23 protein-coding genes are annotated in these 20,598 nt (G+C 44.9%); 5 read left to right on the top strand and 18 right to left on the bottom strand.

The genetic code is table 11. From position 1 onward, the window contains the following. Positions 1-84: 84 nt before the first annotated feature. The 5 genes from GQF01_RS34510 to GQF01_RS34525 form a co-directional block, all read right to left on the bottom strand. Entirely contained in the window at positions 85-936 is an 852-nt protein-coding gene (locus tag GQF01_RS34510) for a patatin-like phospholipase family protein (RefSeq protein ID WP_161411845.1), read from the bottom strand. A gap of 238 nt (positions 937-1,174) precedes the next feature. After that, entirely contained in the window at positions 1,175-1,315 is a 141-nt protein-coding gene (locus GQF01_RS36120) for a hypothetical protein (RefSeq protein WP_186456120.1), read from the bottom strand. 76 nt (positions 1,316-1,391) lie between these two features. Continuing rightward, positions 1,392-2,957 carry a DUF3369 domain-containing protein gene (locus GQF01_RS34515; RefSeq protein ID WP_161411846.1) on the bottom strand — a complete coding sequence of 522 codons (1,566 nt, stop codon included), beginning with the start codon at positions 2,955-2,957 and terminating at the stop codon, positions 1,392-1,394. Continuing rightward, complete coding sequence (locus GQF01_RS34520) at positions 2,954-4,489, bottom strand: sensor histidine kinase (RefSeq protein ID WP_161411847.1); 1,536 nt, start codon at positions 4,487-4,489, stop codon at positions 2,954-2,956. The genes GQF01_RS34515 and GQF01_RS34520 overlap by 4 nt, the downstream gene beginning before the upstream one ends. Positions 4,490-4,502: 13 nt before the next feature. Further along, on the bottom strand, positions 4,503-4,883 hold the full coding sequence (locus GQF01_RS34525; protein WP_161411848.1) for a hypothetical protein: 381 nt from the start codon (positions 4,881-4,883) through the stop codon (positions 4,503-4,505). A 308-nt stretch (positions 4,884-5,191) separates the two neighbouring features. Here GQF01_RS34525 and GQF01_RS34530 point away from each other — a divergent pair, with 308 nt between their 5' ends. Continuing rightward, complete coding sequence (locus GQF01_RS34530) at positions 5,192-5,509, top strand: hypothetical protein (RefSeq protein WP_161411849.1); 318 nt, start codon at positions 5,192-5,194, stop codon at positions 5,507-5,509. Between the two features lie 114 nt (positions 5,510-5,623). After that, on the top strand, positions 5,624-6,259 hold the full coding sequence (gene udk, locus GQF01_RS34535; RefSeq protein ID WP_127456463.1) for a uridine kinase: 636 nt from the start codon (positions 5,624-5,626) through the stop codon (positions 6,257-6,259). 45 nt (positions 6,260-6,304) lie between these two features. On the opposite strand, the gene GQF01_RS34540 is transcribed toward udk, so the two are convergent. Beyond that, positions 6,305-7,477: an MFS transporter gene (locus GQF01_RS34540; RefSeq protein WP_268894420.1), complete on the bottom strand. Its 1,173-nt coding sequence runs from the start codon at positions 7,475-7,477 to the stop codon at positions 6,305-6,307. Further along, entirely contained in the window at positions 7,461-8,003 is a 543-nt protein-coding gene (locus GQF01_RS34545; protein WP_161411851.1) for a hypothetical protein, read from the bottom strand. The genes GQF01_RS34540 and GQF01_RS34545 overlap by 17 nt, the downstream gene beginning before the upstream one ends. A gap of 167 nt (positions 8,004-8,170) precedes the next feature. On the opposite strand from GQF01_RS34545, the gene GQF01_RS34550 reads away from it, so the two are divergent. Beyond that, a complete protein-coding gene (locus GQF01_RS34550) occupies positions 8,171-9,286 on the top strand; it encodes an aminopeptidase (protein ID WP_161411852.1) in 1,116 nt (371 codons plus the stop codon). An 88-nt stretch (positions 9,287-9,374) separates the two neighbouring features. Here GQF01_RS34550 and GQF01_RS34555 read toward each other — a convergent pair whose 3' ends face one another. Then, a complete protein-coding gene (locus GQF01_RS34555) occupies positions 9,375-10,856 on the bottom strand; it encodes a L,D-transpeptidase family protein (protein WP_161411853.1) in 1,482 nt (493 codons plus the stop codon). 178 nt (positions 10,857-11,034) lie between these two features. On the opposite strand from GQF01_RS34555, the gene GQF01_RS36770 reads away from it, so the two are divergent. Continuing rightward, a complete protein-coding gene (locus GQF01_RS36770) occupies positions 11,035-11,169 on the top strand; it encodes a hypothetical protein (RefSeq protein ID WP_268894421.1) in 135 nt (44 codons plus the stop codon). A 74-nt stretch (positions 11,170-11,243) separates the two neighbouring features. Here GQF01_RS36770 and cyoD read toward each other — a convergent pair whose 3' ends face one another. From cyoD to GQF01_RS34580, 5 genes are all read right to left on the bottom strand, one after another. Continuing rightward, a complete protein-coding gene (gene cyoD, locus GQF01_RS34560; RefSeq protein WP_145654927.1) occupies positions 11,244-11,570 on the bottom strand; it encodes a cytochrome o ubiquinol oxidase subunit IV in 327 nt (108 codons plus the stop codon). A gap of 1 nt (position 11,571) precedes the next feature. Continuing rightward, positions 11,572-12,189: a cytochrome o ubiquinol oxidase subunit III gene (gene cyoC / locus GQF01_RS34565; protein ID WP_161411854.1), complete on the bottom strand. Its 618-nt coding sequence runs from the start codon at positions 12,187-12,189 to the stop codon at positions 11,572-11,574. Further along, positions 12,189-14,174, bottom strand: a complete 1,986-nt coding sequence (locus GQF01_RS34570; RefSeq protein ID WP_161411855.1) for a cbb3-type cytochrome c oxidase subunit I — start codon at positions 14,172-14,174, stop codon at positions 12,189-12,191. Before GQF01_RS34570 ends, cyoC begins: the two co-directional genes overlap by 1 nt. A gap of 34 nt (positions 14,175-14,208) precedes the next feature. Next, complete coding sequence (gene cyoA / locus GQF01_RS34575) at positions 14,209-15,192, bottom strand: ubiquinol oxidase subunit II (protein WP_161411856.1); 984 nt, start codon at positions 15,190-15,192, stop codon at positions 14,209-14,211. A 275-nt stretch (positions 15,193-15,467) separates the two neighbouring features. Continuing rightward, complete coding sequence (locus GQF01_RS34580) at positions 15,468-15,725, bottom strand: hypothetical protein (RefSeq protein ID WP_161411857.1); 258 nt, start codon at positions 15,723-15,725, stop codon at positions 15,468-15,470. Between the two features lie 244 nt (positions 15,726-15,969). Here GQF01_RS34580 and GQF01_RS34585 point away from each other — a divergent pair, with 244 nt between their 5' ends. Then, positions 15,970-16,722 (top strand): MBL fold metallo-hydrolase, encoded by a 753-nt coding sequence (locus GQF01_RS34585; RefSeq protein ID WP_161411858.1) that lies wholly within the window; start codon positions 15,970-15,972, stop codon positions 16,720-16,722. Positions 16,723-16,780: 58 nt separating this feature from the next. On the opposite strand, the gene GQF01_RS34590 is transcribed toward GQF01_RS34585, so the two are convergent. From GQF01_RS34590 to GQF01_RS34605, 5 genes are all read right to left on the bottom strand, one after another. After that, positions 16,781-17,089 (bottom strand): DUF4870 domain-containing protein, encoded by a 309-nt coding sequence (locus tag GQF01_RS34590; RefSeq protein ID WP_161411859.1) that lies wholly within the window; start codon positions 17,087-17,089, stop codon positions 16,781-16,783. Positions 17,090-17,167: 78 nt separating this feature from the next. Then, positions 17,168-18,148 carry an NAD-dependent epimerase/dehydratase family protein gene (locus GQF01_RS34595; protein WP_161411860.1) on the bottom strand — a complete coding sequence of 327 codons (981 nt, stop codon included), beginning with the start codon at positions 18,146-18,148 and terminating at the stop codon, positions 17,168-17,170. A gap of 49 nt (positions 18,149-18,197) precedes the next feature. Next, the gene (locus GQF01_RS34600; protein ID WP_161411861.1) at positions 18,198-19,400 is read right to left on the bottom strand and encodes an FAD-dependent monooxygenase; all 1,203 of its coding nucleotides are present in this window, start codon (positions 19,398-19,400) and stop codon (positions 18,198-18,200) included. A gap of 118 nt (positions 19,401-19,518) precedes the next feature. Further along, positions 19,519-19,650 (bottom strand): hypothetical protein, encoded by a 132-nt coding sequence (locus tag GQF01_RS36775; RefSeq protein ID WP_268894422.1) that lies wholly within the window; start codon positions 19,648-19,650, stop codon positions 19,519-19,521. A 197-nt stretch (positions 19,651-19,847) separates the two neighbouring features. Then, positions 19,848-20,504 carry a deoxynucleoside kinase gene (locus GQF01_RS34605; RefSeq protein ID WP_161411862.1) on the bottom strand — a complete coding sequence of 219 codons (657 nt, stop codon included), beginning with the start codon at positions 20,502-20,504 and terminating at the stop codon, positions 19,848-19,850. Between the last annotated feature and the right edge of the window lie 94 nt (positions 20,505-20,598).

Genomic DNA, 20,598 nt, shown 5'->3' on the forward strand with positions numbered 1-20,598 from the left:
TATGAATGCAAACAAAAACCACCATTCCTTTTCACAGAAATCGTGGTTATTGTCACAATCATGTTACAATATCCTATCCAAAGGTTAATTAATAAGCCAATCTTTCAACTGTGAGCCCATCCGCTTCGCATCTTGATATCCAAGCTCATGTAAAACTTCGAGTTTCTTCGGATTTTTCTCCATCCGGCCTACAAGTACTTTGGACGAAGGACGAATCACAATTGCGCTGCCATCGGCTTCCATTTGTCTAACGAGCTCAAGTGTGCCATTATAAATTTCACTGCGATTAACCAGCACATCTACGAGGCCATCATACTTAGGGTAGAAGCTTTTGGCTAACCAGCGTTGTTTAAAAGGCGTCTTGCGATAGCCCATTTCTTTGGTTAACACGATGATATGTTTTCTGTTTCCATCTGCGACTGATTTCTTCACAGGAATAGGATCTACCAAACCGCCATCAAATAATGTACGGCCATCATAATGAATAGGTTGCGCTACGAACGGCAGCGAACTTGATGCTTGAACGATCGGCATCGTTTGTTGGTCGAGTTGATGCTTCGTATAATAAACCGGTTCACCTGTATGCGCATCAGTAGTTCCTATGGCGAATTGCTGAGGTGAACGATAGAAAGCATCATAATCAAATGGCACTAACTTATTGGGCAGTTCATTGAATATGAAATCCATTCCAAAAATGCTTTTATGGCGCAATAAATTGCGATAACTTAAATATCGATGATCTCCAATATAGTCAATGGTTACTTTCTTATTGCGACCAGGTTGTTTGGAAATATACGAAACCGCGTTGCAGGCACCCGCTGATACACCAACCACATACGGAAAATACAAATCTTGCTCCATAAAGTACTCCAAGACCCCAGCGGTATATACGCCTCGCATACCCCCGCCTTCCAGTACGAGTCCAATTCCTTCCATGGTGCCACCTTCTTTCTATCTGTCTATAGCCCTTTATTAGCATACAGGAAATGTAAATTAAAATAAATGCTCCTCCGTCTCCGTAAAAGAGACAAAGAAGCAGGTTCAAGCCATTTTATGATGAGGATTCGGGAATTACCCCAGATAATCCGAGTTTTTGACCAAATTTAAGTATGCCTATAGTAAAAGGCTGCTCACAGGTCTTTCATGACCTTTTGAACAGCCTTACCGCTTTCAACTATGAATTGTTTTTGCTAATGTTATTTAAGCTAGGCGGGAATTCTGCAGCATTTTGCTTCGTTAACGTCTGAGCTTCTTCCATCAAGGAAGCGTCATTCTGCTGATTTTTCTTCTTATCAGGACGATTTACTTTGGTCATTGCCTTCACCTCCATCATCTCCCACCTAGTATGAGAAGGCTGCTGGCTTATTATGCTCTATCGATCCTTAATACCGTTAACGTTGTTCTCGATAGAACTCTTTAATTGCCAAGAACTCGTCCAAATGCTCAAGAAAAAGATCCACAACTACAGGATCAAAGTGACGGCCGCGTTCTGATTTCAATAGATCCAGCACGCGATCAAGCTCCCATGCTTTTTTGTAGACACGATCACTGCACAATGCGTCAAACACATCGGCAAGCGCCGTAATACGCCCATAGAGATGAATATCCTCACCGCGAAGTCCATGGGGATACCCCGAACCATCGAACCGCTCATGGTGCTGCTGCGCAATGATGGCCGCGGCATTCAAGACTTGCTTGTTCGAATGCTTCAGCATCTCATATCCCAAATTCGAGTGAGTTTTCATAATTTCGAATTCCTCTTGCGTCAAAGGGCCTGGCTTATTCAGAATCGCATCCGGAATTCCGACTTTCCCCACATCATGCATCGGAGAAGCTAGCCGAATAACTTCTGCTTCTTGCTCTGACAGCCCGTATTTTGTCGCCAGCAAGCGTGAATACTCCGCTACCCGCTTCACATGGTGTCCTGTTTCCCGGGATCTTGTTTCCGTAATTTCACCCATCGTATAAATGATCTCTTGCTGCGTACTTTCCAATTCTTCATTCAAGTATATATTCTCAAAAGCAACCGACACGTTCGTACAATAGATATCAATCAAATACCGTTCCCATTCGCTAAGCGCTTTGAATCCGTTCATATAGATGACATTTTCCATGCCCATCTTGCTTTGAAAATAAATCACGAAACGGTCAGAGGCAAAGGAGCTTTTTTTTGTTATAAAAGCTTGCTCGATCTCACCGAGAACTTGCTCGGGAACAACATCGCGCGCTCTTTCGTCCTGATTGGACGCATAGTCGCCGCTTGCCGCCAAAATGTAAATGTCCTCGACGCCTTTTGTCACCGCGAAACTGCAATGAATGGCGTTCTTATGCAAATTGACAATCGAGGTCATTTGGGTTAAAACGCCTGAGGCAAACTTCTTCATCGACTGCAGCTCAAACAATGTTGCTGAAGATTTAATGATTTCCTCCAGGCCTGATCTGCTTTTCTCAATCGTCTTCAAATCGCGGTAAGAACGCAGTGCTGTAACGACGGTGGTGAACAGCTTTTGAGTCGTCAGTTCGGTCTTCTCTTTGTAATCATTAATGTCATAATCCATGATGACTGTGCGCTCGGGTGCTTGACCGGGCTGACCTGTACGCAAAATAATTCGTATTGCTGTATTTTTTAATTCTTCGCGTATGTATCTTACAACTTGAAGCCCTGCATCTTCCTGCTCCATCACCACATCGAGCAAAACTAATGCTGCATTAGGCTGCTGCTGCAGGACTTGTTTGGCTTCTGCTGCAGAAAAAGCACCATGAAACTCCAACTTCCTGCCATCAAACTCAAAATCCTGCAAAACCATCTTCGTCACTTGATGAATCTGTTTCTCGTCATCGACAATTAAGACAATCCATGGATCCTGTTCCATCCCTACGTCATTTGTGGGAACGGTCTCTTCCTCATCGGCAAAAAGAAGCTCATCCAGGTCCACTAACCCATCCTGTCTCGTCATAGCTCTGGCTCCTCCTCTATCGGAATCGTGATCATAAACAAACTACCTTGTCCCAGCGTACTGAAGCACTGGATGCCGCCATTCAGCGATTGCGTGACAAGATTATAAACGATATTCATCCCTAAACCGGTACCGCCTTTGCCGCGGCTAGTCGTAAAGAATGGATCAAAGATATGATCCAGCACCTCCTGCGTCATTCCCTTCCCATCATCGGAATAAGCGAGCAGAATATGATCTTGGTGCTTTGTAACACGAAGGCTTAAGCTGCCTTCATCCTCTGGCACATAGGCATGATTCAATGAGTTCATCACTAAATTGGTAACAATTTGGGATAAAGCTCCCGGATATGTATATAAGTTAAGACGATCATCACAATAAATGTCTACACGAAGTCTTGTTTTCTTCAAAGATGGCTTTAAGCTGGCAACAATTCCTTCTAGATACTCTCTTAAAAGAAACGTACGTTTCACTTCCACGCTCTGATCCACGGAAATTTGCTTAAAGCTGCGCACTAGCGAAGAGGCTCGTTCCAAATTCGTCAGAACCATAGCATTCGTCTCTCCAATAATAGAAAGAAACTGCTCCAAATCAGACTTTTTCATTTTACCTGTTTCGTATAAGCTCCGGAAATCCTTACTCTTTTGGTCCAAATAGGTGATCGCGGTAATTCCGATACCAATCGGCGTATTGATTTCGTGTGAGACACCCGCGACAAGGTTCCCCAAGGCTCCCATTTTCTCTGATTGAACCAATTGATCCTGCGTAATTTGCAGCGTGTTCAGCGCCTGCTGGAGCTCCTGATAACGTTCATCCAGATTTTTAACCATATCGTTAAAGGCCTCGGATACCTCTGTAATTTCGGGGGAAGTCTGAAACTGCAGCATGGGAAGCTCCCCTCCTTGCTTCACAATCACAGCGGCTTCGCGAAGCTTGCTTAACGGTCGAATAACGATTGTACGCAAGATTAGCCACAGCAAAATAGATAAAATGATAGCAATGCTAATCCCTACCGCTAGAATAAGTTTCGTGCGCTTCTTAAGCAGCAATGTCTCCTCGGAGGAGTCGAAAATGACTTCAACGGCCCCAACGACTACCCCATCTTCCTGCAGCGGTGCAATTAAACGGACTACCGGTTTATCGCTTTGCGCCATCGGTACCCGGTCTACGATCGTTTTGTCCTGCTTTGGAATAATAATGCTTGAGGGATCAAGACGCTTACCAACTACCGCGCGATCGGAAGCAGCTAGAATAGCTCCATCCTTGCTATATAACTTCATTTCGAGTACTCGATTATTTTTATATTGAATATAGTCAAAAATTTGCTGCACATCTGAAACCGAGCGTGATTCTTCGTAGCGTCCATTGATGGCGATGGTCATGCCGCTAATTTGGCTCACATAAGCTTCTTTGATGGATTGATTTAAACTCATCGTGTCGAATACCATCATCGTGGAAATCATAATGACCGTCACGGATGTAATCAGGAATACGATTCGTTTCTGTAAACTGAGCTTCTTTCGCAGTATTGGCATATGAAAGAGGCTCCTATTTCACATCGAACGTTATCGTTTTGCTAACGTCGTAAGGCGTATGATCATTGTTATGTAAAGATACTTTGACTTCATGCGGTCCCTTGCTTAGATGATCCAGCACTTTCTGCTTGTCGGTCACGACAATTTTCTCGCCTTTATCCAGGGAAATATGCACATGGCCTTCCCCCTCAACACGTTGATGATCATAATGCTCTTTGGAAATCTTCAGATCCGTCGTCATCTGCAGCGTTACGGCATCACCATTCACTACGGCGCTGACCTCTAAAGTTGGCGTATACGCACTAGTCGGCGCTGTGCTCGATTTCGCTGACCCACATCCGGAAATCAAGATGGCCATTGCAGCTGCCAGGCATATACTTTTATAAATTCTCATCTTTTCATCCCCTATTTAATCGCTAATTGTCTATTGATGTCAAAAAAAGTTATCTTCTTTAGCTTAAGAATATTCATAAGGTTTGTCCACTTATATTTTGGAAACAAAACCCTTTATCAGCGCACTATTCAATGTATTCATAATTTTCAGAATTCTTTGTCGAATCATAATGAGAACGCTCACATTTTGCGCTTACCCAGGAAATAATTTCATTTCCCGAATCAAGCATGATTTCCCGAGCTTTGGAGCAATGTAGTAAAGTCACGGTTTCATTTTAAAATAACTCGATCCTTAGGAGGCTCTCCCCTATGTCCGACACTCGTGAGTTTTCGATGCAGGTCCAACACGCCATTGACGCAGCAGATCAAGCCATACGACTGGCTTCAGACGCTGAGTATAAACTGCAAAGAGCCGTTATGCAGGCTCATCCTCAAGATATACAATCGGCTCAAGCCGCTCTCACGCAAGCCAAGCATAAAGTCAGAGATGCCCATGCGCAGCTTCAAACCTACAATAATGAGCAGTATGGGCAGCAAATCCAGCAAACGATGGAGCAGTTGATCCAGGCTTCTCAGGACGTCGACGCCAATCAGGTGAAATTTCACACCCCTAAACAAATACGCTAAACCTCGGTTCTATGTAAAAGGTGATCGAAATTCGATCGCTTTTTCTTTTTATATAAACATTATGTTAAACTACTGAGGAAGGTTTTCAAGTTATTTGGGGAGGCACTACATTTCATGCTCGTTATCGGAATTGCCGGAGGTACCGGTTCAGGAAAAACTACAGTAGCCAGATCGATCATTAACAAGCTGGGATCCACGAACGTGACATTAATTTCACAAGATAATTATTATCTTCATCATAGTGGTCTTACTTTTGAAGAGCGGGAACGCATTAACTACGATCACCCGCGAGCGTTCGAGAACGAGCTGCTGCTTAAGCATCTTAATGAATTGAAGAACGGTAACGCGGTCAATATCCCTGTCTATGATTTCTCAAAGCACGCTCGTTCGCAAGAAACGATCCGAGTTGAAGTTAAACCCATCGTATTGCTAGAGGGCATTCATGTATTAACCGATGAAGACCTTCGCAGCGCGCTCAATATCAAAGTGTTTGTGGATACTGACCCGGATGTACGTATCCTGCGTCGTCTTTCCCGGGACATTAACGAACGGGGGCGCACGCTGCAGTCCGTCTTCGATCAGTATCTGACGACAGTGAAGCCGATGCATGATGCTTTCATTGAGCCTTCCAAGAAATATGCGGACATTATCATTCCTGAAGGCGGAGAAAACCAAATTGGCATTTCTATGCTGACGATTCTGACGGAACGTTATATGACGGATCAGGCAGCCGATTATGAAATAGGCTAATTAAAAAAAGACACTCTCACCATTCTTGGGCAAGAGTGTCTTTCTTTATGTCGATGACATCGTTTCACGGCGAAACAGAAGTCCAGAAAGTGCGAAAAGGATGTAAATGAAGCTCAGCATATAAAAAATACTAGCTGCACTCGAATAGCGGATTACCGTTCCACCGATTAAAGGACCTGCTATGCTCCCTACACTATACTGAATTGAGGCTAGTACGTTGGCCGTAGGAAGCAGATGTCTAGGTAAAATATCTGCCGCGTAGGCGAGTCCAAGCGAAAAAAACGAACCCACCATGCCTCCGGCAATGACAAATAGCAAACCAATCAACCATAGTTTTGTGCCCGCAAATGGGATGCAAAAAAAGGCAAGAGCGCCAATAAGCCCTGATGTAATGAGGATCTTTTTCCGCCCGATGCGGTCACTCCAAATGCCCAGCGGCAGCTGCATAATGAGACTGCCAACCCCCATGACAGGAAGTAAAACTCCGATATTAGGCTCAGACAGACCAATGCGCAAGCCGTAGAGCGGAAAGTTACTGTTCATCGAGGCTTCCATATAGCCATATAACAGCGAAGTAATTAGCGGGAACCAAGCCATGGCAGCTACTTTAGAAGCACGCTTATGTACAGCTTCCGCGCGTTCGCCTCTTTCAGGGCGCTCATTTTTCAGTTTCGTCAAAAGCAGCAAAATAAGAAGAAAAAAGAGACTAGTGGTCAGAAACGGCCCCCATATACCCACTTTCAATAGGGTTATCCCTATGGGTCCTAAACTAAATCCGATACCGTATGCCATACCATACAGCGTGATATTCCGTCCTCTATGCTCTTTGGGGCTGGACGTTACAATCCATAGCTGCGTAGCATAATGAAGGGCGCTATCCCCAATCCCCACTAGCAAACGAAGCACAAACCAGAACCCGATTTGCTGCCAAGCAGGAAATAAGCAATTTGCCAGGATGACCAGTCCCATCCCAACCATAATGACCGGTTTATAGCCAAACCGCCTGACCGGTTTTTCGATGAAGAACATCGTCGAGAAGATCCCGATGTACAGAGCAGCAGCGTTCAGACCATTGGCATCCGTAGACACCCCTGATCGATCCAGCAAAATCGTTAGCAGCGGCAGAAGCATGCCTTGACTCATACCAGCTACGATGATCACCATAATTAATATGGTTAATTTCTGGGGCTGGGGCCCCGCTTTAAGAGCCGTTTCCAAAACGAACGATTTCCCATCTTTGAGCATATTCGTTCAGCTTGCCATGGAGCGGGACGTGGAACTGCTCATTAATGTAAAGTCTTAGAGTTTTGATCCATTCCTTGAAAGCGGGGTAAGTTACGAACAGGTTGGCGTACCGATCACTTAGGCATAAGAAGTAAGGACCTGATGATTTCTCTGTTAAAAAATGCAAGGAGGTGTCCATCGGCGTATATTTCTTACGCTTTCCCTCCCATGTGTCTACATCCACTTGAACCGTGGTGTTCACTTGTTTCACTAGACTTTCAAGCTGCTTCACCCTGGCATAATAGGGCATGCTGCTCGAAATGTCCATTCTCCGAAGCGTTTCTTCATGTTGCGGGTAAAAGATCGCTCTGACGAATTTCTTCGCTTCTGCCCACGCCACAAAAGCTTGCATGTCAGACTCCGTCCAATCTTCGAACGTTTCGAACACAAAAACCGTGCCTTTATGCGTTTGTGCTGGCGGTTCATACCCAAAAGGCACCTTGATCTGCTCTCTTGCCATGCGTGTCCTCCTCTTGTTGTTATGATTGCTCAAGCATGTTGTTCTTCACAATTCTCTATTGTAGCATACCCGTTAAAGTTCCATGAAATGAGGTCTCAATTGGCTTTAAGGCTCCCATTGCGATATACTTTCTAAGTACTAATTTTCAATTAAGGGAGACCTAACGTATGAGAGATCCACGACTTCAAACATTTGCCCGGAACATTATCCGTTATTCGGTTAGTCTTCAACCCGGAGAAAGCATTTTGATCGAGATGATTGGTGTCAAAGATCCTGAGCTCGCCAAATGCTTCATCGAAGAAGTATACGCCGTTGGCGGCAAGCCATTCATTGAGCTGCGTGATCCCATGATCACAAGAAGCTTGCAGATGAAAGGCACCGAGGAGCAATTTAGCGAATGGGCTAATTTCGAGCTTGCCCGTATGAAACAGATGGATGCTTATGTCGCGGTTCGCAGCGGAGATAACATTACAGAATCGTCAGATGTGCCAGATGAGCAAATGCGCCTCTACTTGAAATATTTCCAACGCCCGCTCTTTGACGAGCGCATTAACAATACCAAATGGTGCGTCATGCGCTACCCGAATCCTTCTATGGCCCAGCTCGCTGGCAAAAGCACAGAGGAATTCGAAAACTTCTACTTTAATGTTTGCAACCTCGATTACAGCAAAATGGCGACTGCTATGGAATCGCTGGTTGACCTGATGAAACGAACAGATAAAGTTCGTCTTGTTGCCAAAGGAACAGACATTTCCTTCTCCATCAAAAATATTGGCGCAGTCCCTTGCTCTGGGCTAAGAAATATTCCGGATGGTGAAGTATACTCTGCCCCAGTGAAAGACTCTGTCAATGGCGTAATCAGCTACAATACACCAACGATCTACTCTGGTACTTCCTTTGAGAACATCGTGCTTCGTTTCGAAAACGGCCGTATTGTGGAAGCGACCAGCAATGATACCAAGAAATTGAATGATATTCTGGATACGGATGACGGTGCGCGTTATATCGGTGAATTCGCTATTGGCGTGAATCCTTACATCCAGCATCCAATGAAAGACATTTTATTCGATGAGAAGATTGATGGCAGCTTCCACTTCACACCAGGCCAGGCCTATGAAACTGCGGATAACACTAACCGATCATCCGTTCACTGGGATATGGTCCTGATCCAACGTCCTGAATACGGCGGCGGAGAAATTTACTTTGACGATGTTCTTATTCGCAAAGACGGACGTTTCGTCCTGCCTGAGCTTGAGAAGCTCAATCCAGAAAACTTAATGTAATCAAATAAGCAGTTGAGGCGTCCGTTAACAATCGGATAGCTTCAGCTGCTTTATTCATATAATGGCATTAAGTTCTTATCAAAATTACTTACCCAAGCCAGTGAAATATGACGTCTTCAGGCGACTCATCTAAAGTAGGCCGCGTGGGAGGGATCAGCAAATTGGTATTATTCACCTGCTGGTGGCTTGCCGCGGCCCATGTCTTGGCTTGGATTTGCACTTCTGCGCCCTTAGGTATGAATGGAAATAGCTCCTGTACATCCCCATTCGTCAATCTTATACACCCAAGCGATTTGTCCGCGCCGATGGAGCTCTCATCATAGGTGCCATGCAGCGCAATTGCTCCTAGCCCCAAGCCTGCTTCCCCGTAGCTTTGCGTACGACTTCCCTGCGGGTTTTGCACGCGGTCCTGCACGAGAAACTGACCTTGCGGTGTACGATCATTTGCGCCAAGCCCGATTGCTTTATCCCATAAAATATAATCTCCGCTTACAAGTTTAAGTTGATGTTCCTCTTTATTGATTTCAATGTGCAGCGGCTCATAGGGGATATCCTGCACGTTCGAGGAGTTCGGATAGAACATCTGCACGGGGTCCGCGGCATCTGGCGCATAAACCCAGCCACCTTTCCCCGTGAAAGCCTCAGAAATGCCATTAGAGCCCGTTGTCGCTTCCATAGGGATAAAGCTGAGATAATTGTTTGGATAGTCCTGCAAGAGCCCCTCTAGACGGGCTGGTGGGCTCCCCTTGTCTTTGGTGTAAGCTTGAAGTGCCGTGCGAACTAAATTAGCACCAATCGCACTAAGCGGTTGGTGCTTTCCAAATTCGGTATTCAAGAAACGGATTTTGACAGCTTCATCTGTCGCGGGATGATACGCGGCAACGACCACAGCGTTCTTCGTCAGCTCCTCATCCCTCAGCAGCATTGTTTTCCCTTGATTAGCGTTATCCTGCGAAATAACTCCGTAAATCAAGATGTTATTCTTCGGCATTTCATGAGCAAGCTCTAGTGCCTGCTTGTGCAAGGCTGTTTCAATCGTTTCATTCTCCGTCTCTGGCGCGATGTACATCACGAAAGGGGCATCGACCGTCTCGTAGGTGATATCGCTTCCAGCGCCCCACAGCTTCATCGTAGAAATTGTTTTGTAGAGAGGATTACTTCCAGCAAACAAAACAACTAATAAGAGATTAAGGACGAGCAGAACGATAAGCATCGTTTTCATAAAAGGCGGCAATATTCCCTTCGTTTCCTCTGGGAAAGCATGCTGCAAGTTCATCGCATGTGCGGCTTTCTCTTCCTCGATGTCTCGAATCGCTCGATTCGCAGCAGAATAGAACGGCGATGGGTACGTGCGAAGAACTTCCTTGTAATGAAAAAGAGCTCGTTTGAAATTACCTCTTCTTTGAAATTTTTGTCCGATCTTATAATGAGCTTCCGGTGACGTAGCGTCTAAATACCGGATGACCTTCTCATAGTACATGGGATCGGACGGAGAAATGAACAAGTTCTTGTGCAAATGAATGAGATTGTCATCGAGATGGTTACGAAATCGCTGGGTACGGCGTATCATTCGGCTCCTCTCCGTTCCATAAATTGGCTTGTCCAAATTGGATGACTGATACGATTAGTATCTCTGATACATAATGTATCATGATATGCAACGTGATGACAACCCTTTTCTTGCTTCCTGAAAGCACCAGCATGAACCCTACCCATTTAGCAAAAGCTGAATCACGGAGGTGATAATGATGAGTGGGAGAAACAGCAAACCGAAAAACAATGGACCATCCGGCAGCCCTTCTCGCTTGGATCAATTTGGAGATAAAGCTGTCCAACAAGATAAACGTGAAATGAAAGAGCGCAACAAAAAATCGTCTTGCTAAGCCGATGATACGGAAAAGACGCCCCTTCCCGCGCGTTCACGCGGTTTTGAGCGTCTTTTCGTTTAACCTTTAGATTAATGTGCCACTTGGTTGTAAGTCATGATCCAAATGGAACCGCCAACGATGGTCACCAGGATAATGAGACCAAAAATCAGCGTCATAATGTTCCAACGCGCATTCTCGCCTTCCTTCACATGCATGAAGAAGAACAATTGCACCGCAAACTGCAGGATAGCCATGATAAGAATCAAAACTAGCGTTCCTGTCTTGCTCATCATGTGGTTCATAACAACAACCAGCGGAATGATGGTTAGGATAATGGAGAGCGCGAAGCCGATGATATAAGATTTTAATGACCCATGTGCATGGTTATCGTGCGTACCTGTTTGGTGTCCGCTCATCTTACATCACCCCCATCAAATAAACGATTGTAAAGACAAAGATCCAAACGACGTCAAGGAAATGCCAGTAAAGAGAAATAATTTCCACCTTGCGCTTTGTCACTGCTGTAATGCCTCTGCGTTTAAGCTGGAAAATCAATCCGATCATCCAGATCAATCCCACTGAAACGTGAAGCCCGTGTGTCCCAACCAGTGCAAAGAAGCCAGACAAGAAAGCACTTGTACTAATGGATGCACCCTCGTGATTAACCATGCTAACAAATTCCGTTACCTCAAGCCCGACGAACGAAGCCCCTAGAATCGCTGTAACGATAAGCCAGCCAATCAACTGCTTCATGTTCCCCTTGTTCATGCCAAGCACGGCTAAACCACTCGTGAAGGAGCTGGTAAGCAGAATGAAGGTCTCGGCGATGATACCCGGCATTTTGAAAAGTTCTTCCGGTGTAGGTCCCCCATTCGTATTCTGATGGAGAACCATGTATGTGGCGAATAATGATCCGAACAAAATGACATCCGTGATTAGGAAAATCCAGAATCCAAAGGTCTTGAGCGATTCGTGATCATGTTCATGGTCGTGTGCATGGGCGTTATGCCCACCATTCGCGGCTGCATGTGCCATTAGACTTTCGCTCCTTTCAATGCGGCTTCTGTCCGTTTAATTTCATCAACAGGAATATAGTAGTCTGTGTCGTAAGTAAACGAACGAGCTATCATACAAATTCCGACACCGATTAACGCTGGAATCGTGAGCCACATCCAATCCCAGACGAAGCCAAATCCTGCAAAGAACCACAGTGCAGACTTCAGGAATGGAATGGCCGAATTTTTTGGCATATGAATCGGTTCATAGACGACTGGTGCCGCTGCTGCCGGTTTAGTGTTGTTACCTTGTTTAAGCTTCTGCTTCGTTTCCCACCATGCATCGATTGTAGACACTTCTGGAAGAACAGCAAAGTTGTAAATAGGTGCTGGTGAAGGAATCGACCACTCCAGCGTACGGCCATCCCATGGATCTCCAGTTACATCCGGCTCTCTGAACTTAATGGAGTGCGCGATTTGCCATACTTGGAATAGGAAGCCGATCCCCATCAAGAAACCACCGATCGTGGACACCATGTTAAGCGGTCCCCAACCCATATCGAAATCGTACGTATACGTACGACGAGTCATACCGTCTAAGCCCAAGAAATATTGCGGCATGAAACACACATAGAAACCAATGTTCCACAGCCAGAAAGCCCATTTCCCTAAGTGCTCGTTAAGCTTGAATCCGAACATCTTCGGCCACCAGTAGTACAGACCTGCGAAGTATCCGAAAGCTACACCACCAATTAATACTTGATGGAAATGCGCGATCAGGAAGTAGCTGTTATGGAACTGGAAGTCAGCAGGTGCAACAGAAAGCAAGACCCCTGTCATTCCCCCTACGACGAAACACGGTATGAACGCAATCGTCCACATCATAGGCGTCGAGAATCGAATTTTCCCTCGGAACATGGTGAATAGCCAGTTAAAGACTTTGACCCCTGTAGGAATCGCGATCAACATCGTCGTGAGTGCGAAAAAGGCATTCACATCCGCGCCTGAACCCATCGTGAAGAAGTGATGCGCCCATGTGAAGAAGGACAGCAAACTAATGATGAACATGGCGAAAACCATGGATTTGTAACCAAACAATTTTTTCTTCGAGAACGTGGCAACAATTTCAGAGAAAATCCCGAATGCCGGCAGGACGACAATATAAACCTCAGGATGTCCCCACATCCATATCAAGTTGATATACATCATCGGATTCCCGCCGCCATCCAAGGTGAAGAAATGTGCACCTAAGAAACGATCCAGGAATAACAGAGCTAAAGTAACCGTTAGAATTGGGAATGCAAAGATAATCGTGACACAGCTTGAGAATACAGACCATGTAAACATCGGCATTTTCATCAATGTCATGCCAGGCGCACGCATTTTGATAATCGTTACGATAAAGTTAATCCCTGTCGCCAAACTACCGATACCTGAGATTTGAATTCCCCAAATATAGAAGTTCTGTCCGACGCCCGGGCTATGAGAAAGCTCAGAAAGCGGCGGATAGCTAAGCCATCCTGCATCCGGCGATCCCCCGATGACGAACGATACGTTGAACAACATCGCGCCCCAGAAGAACAACCAGAAACTAAGTGAGTTCAAGAATGGATAAGCGACGTCCCTCGCACCAATTTGTAGAGGAACAACGATATTAAATAAACCGAACATGAGCGGCATCGCCATGAACAAAATCATAATAACGCCATGCGTTGTGAAAATTGCGTTATAGTGATCGGCTTGCAAAAACTCCATATTAGGCATAGCGAGCTGTAAACGCATCATTAGCGCATCAACACCGCCGCGGAAAAGCATCAGGATGGAACAAATGATATACATTATCCCGATCCGCTTATGGTCAACACTTGTTAACCACTCCCGCCAGAGCCAGCCCCATTTCCTGAAATAACTCAGTACGAAAACCATGGCAATCATCGAGAGTCCGATACTTACCTGAGCACCCAAAATAATCGGGTCGCCCGTTACGAAAAACTCTGATGCGAACTCTTTAATTCGATCCAACATGAGCATAACTTCCTTTCGTGAAAACTTCGTTCTATCATTTTGACATATTCATTTGACTATGATCCATTTGCTTATGGTCTTTCGCTTCACTTTTCTCTGTCGATGAAGTTTTCATCGCATCGTGATTCGTTTCAGAAGCTCCATGACCGCTGTGAGCGGATTGACCGTTCATATATTTCGTTACAACCTTCTGGAAAAGCCCATCTGGAATAGCGGAGAAATACTGAACGCCTTTGGATTGACCAGGCTTCGCCAGCTCTTCATAACTTTCCATCGTAAGTTTGGTTGGCGATTGTTTTGTTTTTGCTACAAAGGCATCGAAATCCGCTTGGGAAGTCGCATTTACGTCGAATGTCATATCTGCGAAATGGGATCCGCTGAAGTTAGCTCCCGTTCCGAAATAATGACCAATCTCATCAGCCTGCAAATACAAGGTCATTGCCATACCAGACATCGTATAAATCTGTCCACCTAACTGCGGAACCCAGAAGGAGTTCATCGGTGCGTCGGAGGTAAGTTCAAACTTGATCGGCGTATCCTCTGGAATTTGCACATAGTTAAGTGTTCCTATGCCTAACTCCGGATAAGTGAACAACCATTTCCAATCAAGTGAAGTCACTTGAATCGTGACGGGAGCTTTCTCCGACTTAATCGGTTTAGATGGCTCCAGTGCATACGTATATTTGACCGTGATCACAGCGAGTGCCGCAATCATGATTATCGGTATTGACCACCATACAGCTTCTAAAGTTGTGTTGTGTGCCCAGTTCGGTTTATAAGAAGCTTTACTTCCTTCTCGATCCCGATACCGCCATACAATCCATGCCGTTAGTGCCAAAACCGGAACAAGAATTACCAAACACATTACCGTGGAGATGTACATCAAATCTTTTTGCGTTTCAGCGATTGGTCCTTTCGGATCCAATACCATTGCTTGATCGCTGCAACCTGCCAGTAACACGACGATGGCAATCATCATCAAAGGCAGTAGTGCTTGTACGAGTTTTCTCTTCTTCATCCAACTAACCTCCTAATCCACAATCTACAAAGTGCTGTTTCTAAGTATTTATTAACATGCGCTTTTTTATCTAATACTAAGATAACAAATTGCATTTAAAAGTACACGGGCACTAGAAGGACTTAACAAATACGTCAAAGGATCGACGTTTTACTGTAAAACAAATGTCACACAACGTTTGTTGACTATTATGTAAAAGTATGAAAATCCATGAAAATCAAAAAGCCCTTCAAGTTATTCACCTGAAAGGCTAAATTTATTCATGTTTTGTCATCTCATTCCGTCTTCGATACGGCACGCGAATGGACCAAGTGAATAGCTGTGCGTATCACATAAACGAATACGCTGCCTACCATGAAACCGATGCCAACCATTAACATTGTATTTTGATCACTGAAATGATCCAAACTGAGTAAACTTAAAACCAAACCTATGCCAAGCAAAGCCCATGCCGCGATAGTCATTAACTTCACCAATGGTACCACATCACGTTCACTGCGTTCATTACTAACCGTTACTGTTTTAACAGCCATCATCATCACTCCAAACTCAGAAGTAAAAGTCTAATACAGTTAGTATAACACAAAAAACAAAAAAATGTTCATATTTTATTCACACGTTGATCAAATTTTGGACAAAAGTATAAATTCTATTTTCACAGAAATAACTATTGACATTTTATAATTTATATGTTATAATTAAATATTTCATTGACTTAACGAACCCTCTCTAGGTATGATAGGTTCATTCTTTTACTATCACTTTGGAGGGATTACGATGCAAATTGCAAACGGAATTCATATGTTGGAGTTGGAAGTTCCCATCATGGGACGTACAAACGTTATTCATCCTGTCCTACTGAGTGATAACAACAGTGCGGTATTAATCGATACTGGTTACCCTGGCAATTACCCGCTCATCTCTCAAGCTTTCGACAAGGCTCATGTCCCTCTTGAACAACTGAAAACGATCATTATTTCTCATCAAGACATTGATCATATCGGGAGCTTGCCTACCTTCTTATCTGAAATGCCTGGAAAATTAACCGTACTTGCGAGTCAACTTGAGAAACCTTATATCGAAGGCGAGAAAATGTTGATCAAAGTTACGCCGGAAGCCATTGAGCGGGCTGTCGCGAGTTTACCTGCCGATGTGTCACCCGAATGGCGGAAAGCTTTTCGTACGAATTTAGAAAATCCCCCAAAAGGACAAGTCCATGGCATACTGGAAGATGGCGAGGTCCTTCCGATCTCGGGGGGTCTTCAAGTCATCTTGACTCCAGGGCATACACCAGGGCATCTAAGCTTTTATCATAGGCCAAGTAAAACGTTGATTGCCGCGGATGCATTGGTTGTTGCGGAAGGACAACTGCTCGGTCCTATTCCAGCTTATTGTTCAGATTATGAGCAGGCGAAGCATTCGCTTAAGAAGTTCGCTTCTTATGACATCGAAACGGTAATCTGTTATCACGGCGGGCTGTTCAATGTTAATCCGAGCGCACGGATTGCTGAACTAGCAGCTGAGCTTTGATGTAAGAAAAAAGCAGGCTGCCCCTAGAGGCAACCTGCTTTCCCTTATGTACGCCAAATTACTTTAAGAGCGTGTACGTGCCGATCACCGGCAGCGGTTTGACTTGACCTTGAGCGGCTGCAACAATGCCTAGAACGGCTAAAATGACAAGTGCCAGGTTAACGAGCGGCAGCAGAATCCAACCGATAAAAGGGATGATTGGCAAAACCACATTCAAGATGATGCAGCAGAGAAACAGCGTAAGCCCCTGATTCGCGTGATACATAGCAAACTTGGAGTCTTTGGCAGCAATCAGCGGAACGAAAAACAAGATATACGCAATAATAGCCATTCCCTTATTACTTTGAATATCCGTGGAATCATACATGAACAGCACCTCTTTCTCAAAGTATACTATTCCATTATATTCGGAGTTTTCCATCTATTCTATTGATTTTCACACAATTCAAAAAATATTTTTCGACCATATCCGCAAGAGTTCCTCTTCACGGACAGGATCCATCCCGGCTGCACGCGGCGTAGTCGAAGAACGACTTTGATCCCACGAGAGCGTATCTCGAACAATTTCAATCAATGGCCTTGTTGTCAATCCGGTTCCAAATGCCTTCGTATTGTCTAAAGCAAACATACCCACTAGACTATCGCTTTGAATCCAAAGCGGCAGTTCTATCCATTCCCCAACTCCGTTTGCCACGAGGAATTCTTCAGGCACCCACGTACAAGTAACTCCATGAGGATTTAATTGTTGGCAAGCTTGGATGACCTCTTCCATTGTATAATCACTTCCGCTCGCATGCAGCGTCCCTACGACTTCTTGCTCCACTAAACGAATGATCCACGCTGACAAGTCACGCACATCAATAAATTGCAGCTTCCGCTCTCTCGGCAAAGGCACTAATACTTCGCCTCCGCGATGAAAACGAGCTGGCCAATACGTGAAACGATCTGATACATCGTAAGGTCCAACAATAAGACCAGGTCGAACAACGAGCGTCCGATTGGGGAATTCCTCTTGCACAGCTTGCTCACATCGAGCTTTCTTTGCCCCATATTTCTGTCCAGGGTCCATCTGTTCCGTCAAATTAGCAACAGGTGCTGATTCATTAGCATTCACTTTCCTAAGATCCTCGTAGACGGAAACCGTCGAAATGAACGTATAGTGCTTCACTTGTTCCTTTAGCTGCTTCGCGGCGGCAGTGACAGCCTCAGGTTCGAATCCGCTGGTATCAATCACCGCATCCCACTCATGTCCCTGCAGACGATTCAAATCCACATGACGGTCACCAATAATATGCTGAACGTGTGGAAAGGCACCTGCATCATGCAAGCCGCGATGAAACAAGGTAACTTCATGGCCGTTCGCCACGGCCGCTTCCGTAAGAGCTCTGCCTAGAAACTTGGTGCCACCAAGAATGAGTATTTTCATGAATATCCTCCTAGGATTGAAATCCGCTCTTCTAATCGTATCCTTTCAGCTACTCCTTATTGTCCCACTCCGACATGCGATAGCCGAGCAACCAATCCAGCTGCTTTATTTTGAATGAGTCAGGAAATAAGCTCAACACTAGATTACGTGCTTTTAGCATCGCAAAATTATTCATTTGCACCATACGAGCCATGCGTCTCGATTGCTGGACAACACGATTAGCGCGTGGGATTCGAATCGCTTCATAGGACTCGAGAGCATTTCTGATACTATTGGATGAAACATCTGCGATTTCCTTAAGACACCTTGCAAGCACATAGGCATCCTCCATCGCTTGCGCTCCACCTTGTCCCAAATTCGGCAGCATCGGGTGCGCCGCATCACCAAGCAATACCACTCTGCCCTTGCTCCATGCATGAAGCGGCTTTCGATCATAAATATCATGCTTGAGAATCGCCTGTTCGTCAGTCGCCCGCACCACCTGCTCAATTGGCGCATGCCAGCCTTGTAATTGCTGAAGGACATGCTCCTTCTTTCTCCATACATCCTTGCCTTCAGGAGCATTGATCGCCACAAACCAATAAATCTGACCCTCGCCCAGCTGTGAGAACCCAAATCGTTTTCCACTGCCCCAAGCTTCAAAATCTCCGCCAACCTCTAGCGTGTACGCAGGGTTAGCATAGGCAGCTACGCCACGGAAAGCCGTAAATCCTGAATACTGCAGAGGGCCAGGATCAAACAACAGCTTAGCCACATCAGAATGAAGCCCATCCGAACCGATCAAAATATCCCCGCTGTCTTCCGTACCATCCTCAAAATGAACGATAACCTCATCCTCATGCTGGTTACAAGAAATCATCTTTTTTCGATCATGCAACATGGTTTCAACACTCAGATGTTCTACCAAAATTGCCTGCAGTTTTGCTCGATGAATAAGATAACTATAGGTTCCATAGAGCGCTGCTTGTTTGACTACGGGCACCGCTGTGATGGCTTTGCCATCCCAAGAACGAATGTCTGCCTGACCAACTCTAGCCCCTGCCTGCTTCACCTTTTCGGCGACTCCAAGCTCTGATAGGACATGTAGCGCATTCGCAGCGATAACGATGCCTGCTCCGAATGCTGCGCGTGTCTCCTTTTTCTCATAAATGACGGTTTCCCAGCCGATTTTTTGCAAAAACAGGGCTGTGGTCAGGCCGCCAATACCTGCCCCAATGATAATAGCTTTCTTCCTAGGTGCAATAGACTCCATTCCCCCTCCCAGATCTAGTCATTTCATCTACTTTATCATAATCTGAGAAAGACAAATACTCCTTAATCCAAAGAGTAAGGAGCATAGGCTATCATGCATCTAAATGATTAGGAGACGATCAGTTGGCGACTTTTTCTTGCTGCACTTCAATAAGTTCCAAGTTGGAGAAAAACAGGCTAAGTTTTTGCATTTTTTCAGAAGCAGCCAATTTCGGCAGTGGAGGGCACATAGGCTTTCCGTTGTAACTCACGATAAATAACAAATTCATCACCAATCCTTTATGAATTTTTTGCGCAGCCTTCTTCTATTTTCCGACAAATAAAGCGGGACACCGTCAATATTCGATATGTATATGCAACTGCACAGGGCAATATGCTAACTTTTTTAAACTTTTTAACCCCGTATATAATTCGAAAGACCCCCTCTGATTAGAGGGGGTCTTCTTTATTAAACAATCGCTAATTCGGAAAGTTTAGCGCGTACTTGATCTACTAGTTCTCGCGCATCTTCCGGACGGTTCACAACATCAACCTTGTCCATATCCACAATCAACACCTCTGAAGCATGATAATGGTTCATCACCCAATCATCATAGCCCGACCAGAGCTGACGATAGTAATCAACCAAAGATTGATCTTGCTCGAAGCTGCGTCCTCTTAATCCGATACGGTGCATCACTGTGTCAAAGGATGCTTTGAGATATACCATCAAGTCTGGCGCTTTTTTCGGAAGTTCAGCAAGCTCAGACATCATATTGTCAGCTAGTCCTTCATATACATCGAATTCTAATTGAGAGATTCGACCAAGCTCCCTATTCACTTTTGCAAAGTACCAATCCTCATAAATGCTTCTATCAAGTACATTTCGATTATGTACCAGCGCTTGTTTAATCGCCTTAAATCTTGTATTCAGGAAGTGCAGTTGAAGCAGGAACGGATAACGCTTCTTCTCAATCTCTTCCGGAGATGACGTGTAAAACAGCGGTAAAATCGGATTATCATCTACACTTTCATAGAAAACACTTGAATTCAGTTCTTTTCCAAGCAAAGTGGATACTGATGTTTTACCGAGACCGATCATTCCCCCAACCACAATCACAGCCATTGACCCCTTTCTCCTTCTACCCAATCATAATTTACCTACTGTCAATTTTCGCAAAGCTTTCCTATTATACAAGGAATTGATAGTCCTGCAAACA

The sequence above is a fragment of the Paenibacillus silvestris genome (assembly GCF_009882985.1).
Lineage (GTDB): Bacteria > Bacillota > Bacilli > Paenibacillales > NBRC-103111 > Paenibacillus_E > Paenibacillus_E silvestris.

What these genes read in the sequence shown, in the direction of transcription:
- GQF01_RS34600 (WP_161411861.1), bottom strand. Translation starts at nt 19,400, where the DNA reads ATGGAGTCTATTGCACCTAGGAAGAAAGCTATTATCATTGGGGCAGGT.
- GQF01_RS36120 (WP_186456120.1), bottom strand. Translation starts at nt 1,315, where the DNA reads ATGACCAAAGTAAATCGTCCTGATAAGAAGAAAAATCAGCAGAATGAC.
- GQF01_RS34525 (WP_161411848.1), bottom strand. Translation starts at nt 4,883, where the DNA reads ATGAGAATTTATAAAAGTATATGCCTGGCAGCTGCAATGGCCATCTTG.
- GQF01_RS34545 (WP_161411851.1), bottom strand. Translation starts at nt 8,003, where the DNA reads ATGGCAAGAGAGCAGATCAAGGTGCCTTTTGGGTATGAACCGCCAGCA.
- GQF01_RS34520 (WP_161411847.1), bottom strand. Translation starts at nt 4,489, where the DNA reads ATGCCAATACTGCGAAAGAAGCTCAGTTTACAGAAACGAATCGTATTC.
- GQF01_RS34515 (WP_161411846.1), bottom strand. Translation starts at nt 2,957, where the DNA reads ATGACGAGACAGGATGGGTTAGTGGACCTGGATGAGCTTCTTTTTGCC.
- GQF01_RS34555 (WP_161411853.1), bottom strand. Translation starts at nt 10,856, where the DNA reads ATGATACGCCGTACCCAGCGATTTCGTAACCATCTCGATGACAATCTC.
- GQF01_RS34530 (WP_161411849.1), top strand. Translation starts at nt 5,192, where the DNA reads ATGTCCGACACTCGTGAGTTTTCGATGCAGGTCCAACACGCCATTGAC.
- GQF01_RS34570 (WP_161411855.1), bottom strand. Translation starts at nt 14,174, where the DNA reads ATGTTGGATCGAATTAAAGAGTTCGCATCAGAGTTTTTCGTAACGGGC.
- GQF01_RS34605 (WP_161411862.1), bottom strand. Translation starts at nt 20,504, where the DNA reads ATGGCTGTGATTGTGGTTGGGGGAATGATCGGTCTCGGTAAAACATCA.
- GQF01_RS34590 (WP_161411859.1), bottom strand. Translation starts at nt 17,089, where the DNA reads ATGTATGATTCCACGGATATTCAAAGTAATAAGGGAATGGCTATTATT.
- cyoC (WP_161411854.1), bottom strand. Translation starts at nt 12,189, where the DNA reads ATGGCACATGCAGCCGCGAATGGTGGGCATAACGCCCATGCACACGAC.
- GQF01_RS34550 (WP_161411852.1), top strand. Translation starts at nt 8,171, where the DNA reads ATGAGAGATCCACGACTTCAAACATTTGCCCGGAACATTATCCGTTAT.
- cyoA (WP_161411856.1), bottom strand. Translation starts at nt 15,192, where the DNA reads ATGAAGAAGAGAAAACTCGTACAAGCACTACTGCCTTTGATGATGATT.
- GQF01_RS34585 (WP_161411858.1), top strand. Translation starts at nt 15,970, where the DNA reads ATGCAAATTGCAAACGGAATTCATATGTTGGAGTTGGAAGTTCCCATC.
- GQF01_RS34510 (WP_161411845.1), bottom strand. Translation starts at nt 936, where the DNA reads ATGGAAGGAATTGGACTCGTACTGGAAGGCGGGGGTATGCGAGGCGTA.
- udk (WP_127456463.1), top strand. Translation starts at nt 5,624, where the DNA reads ATGCTCGTTATCGGAATTGCCGGAGGTACCGGTTCAGGAAAAACTACA.
- GQF01_RS34580 (WP_161411857.1), bottom strand. Translation starts at nt 15,725, where the DNA reads ATGGCTGTTAAAACAGTAACGGTTAGTAATGAACGCAGTGAACGTGAT.
- cyoD (WP_145654927.1), bottom strand. Translation starts at nt 11,570, where the DNA reads ATGAGCGGACACCAAACAGGTACGCACGATAACCATGCACATGGGTCA.
- GQF01_RS34595 (WP_161411860.1), bottom strand. Translation starts at nt 18,148, where the DNA reads ATGAAAATACTCATTCTTGGTGGCACCAAGTTTCTAGGCAGAGCTCTT.
- GQF01_RS36770 (WP_268894421.1), top strand. Translation starts at nt 11,035, where the DNA reads ATGAGTGGGAGAAACAGCAAACCGAAAAACAATGGACCATCCGGCAGC.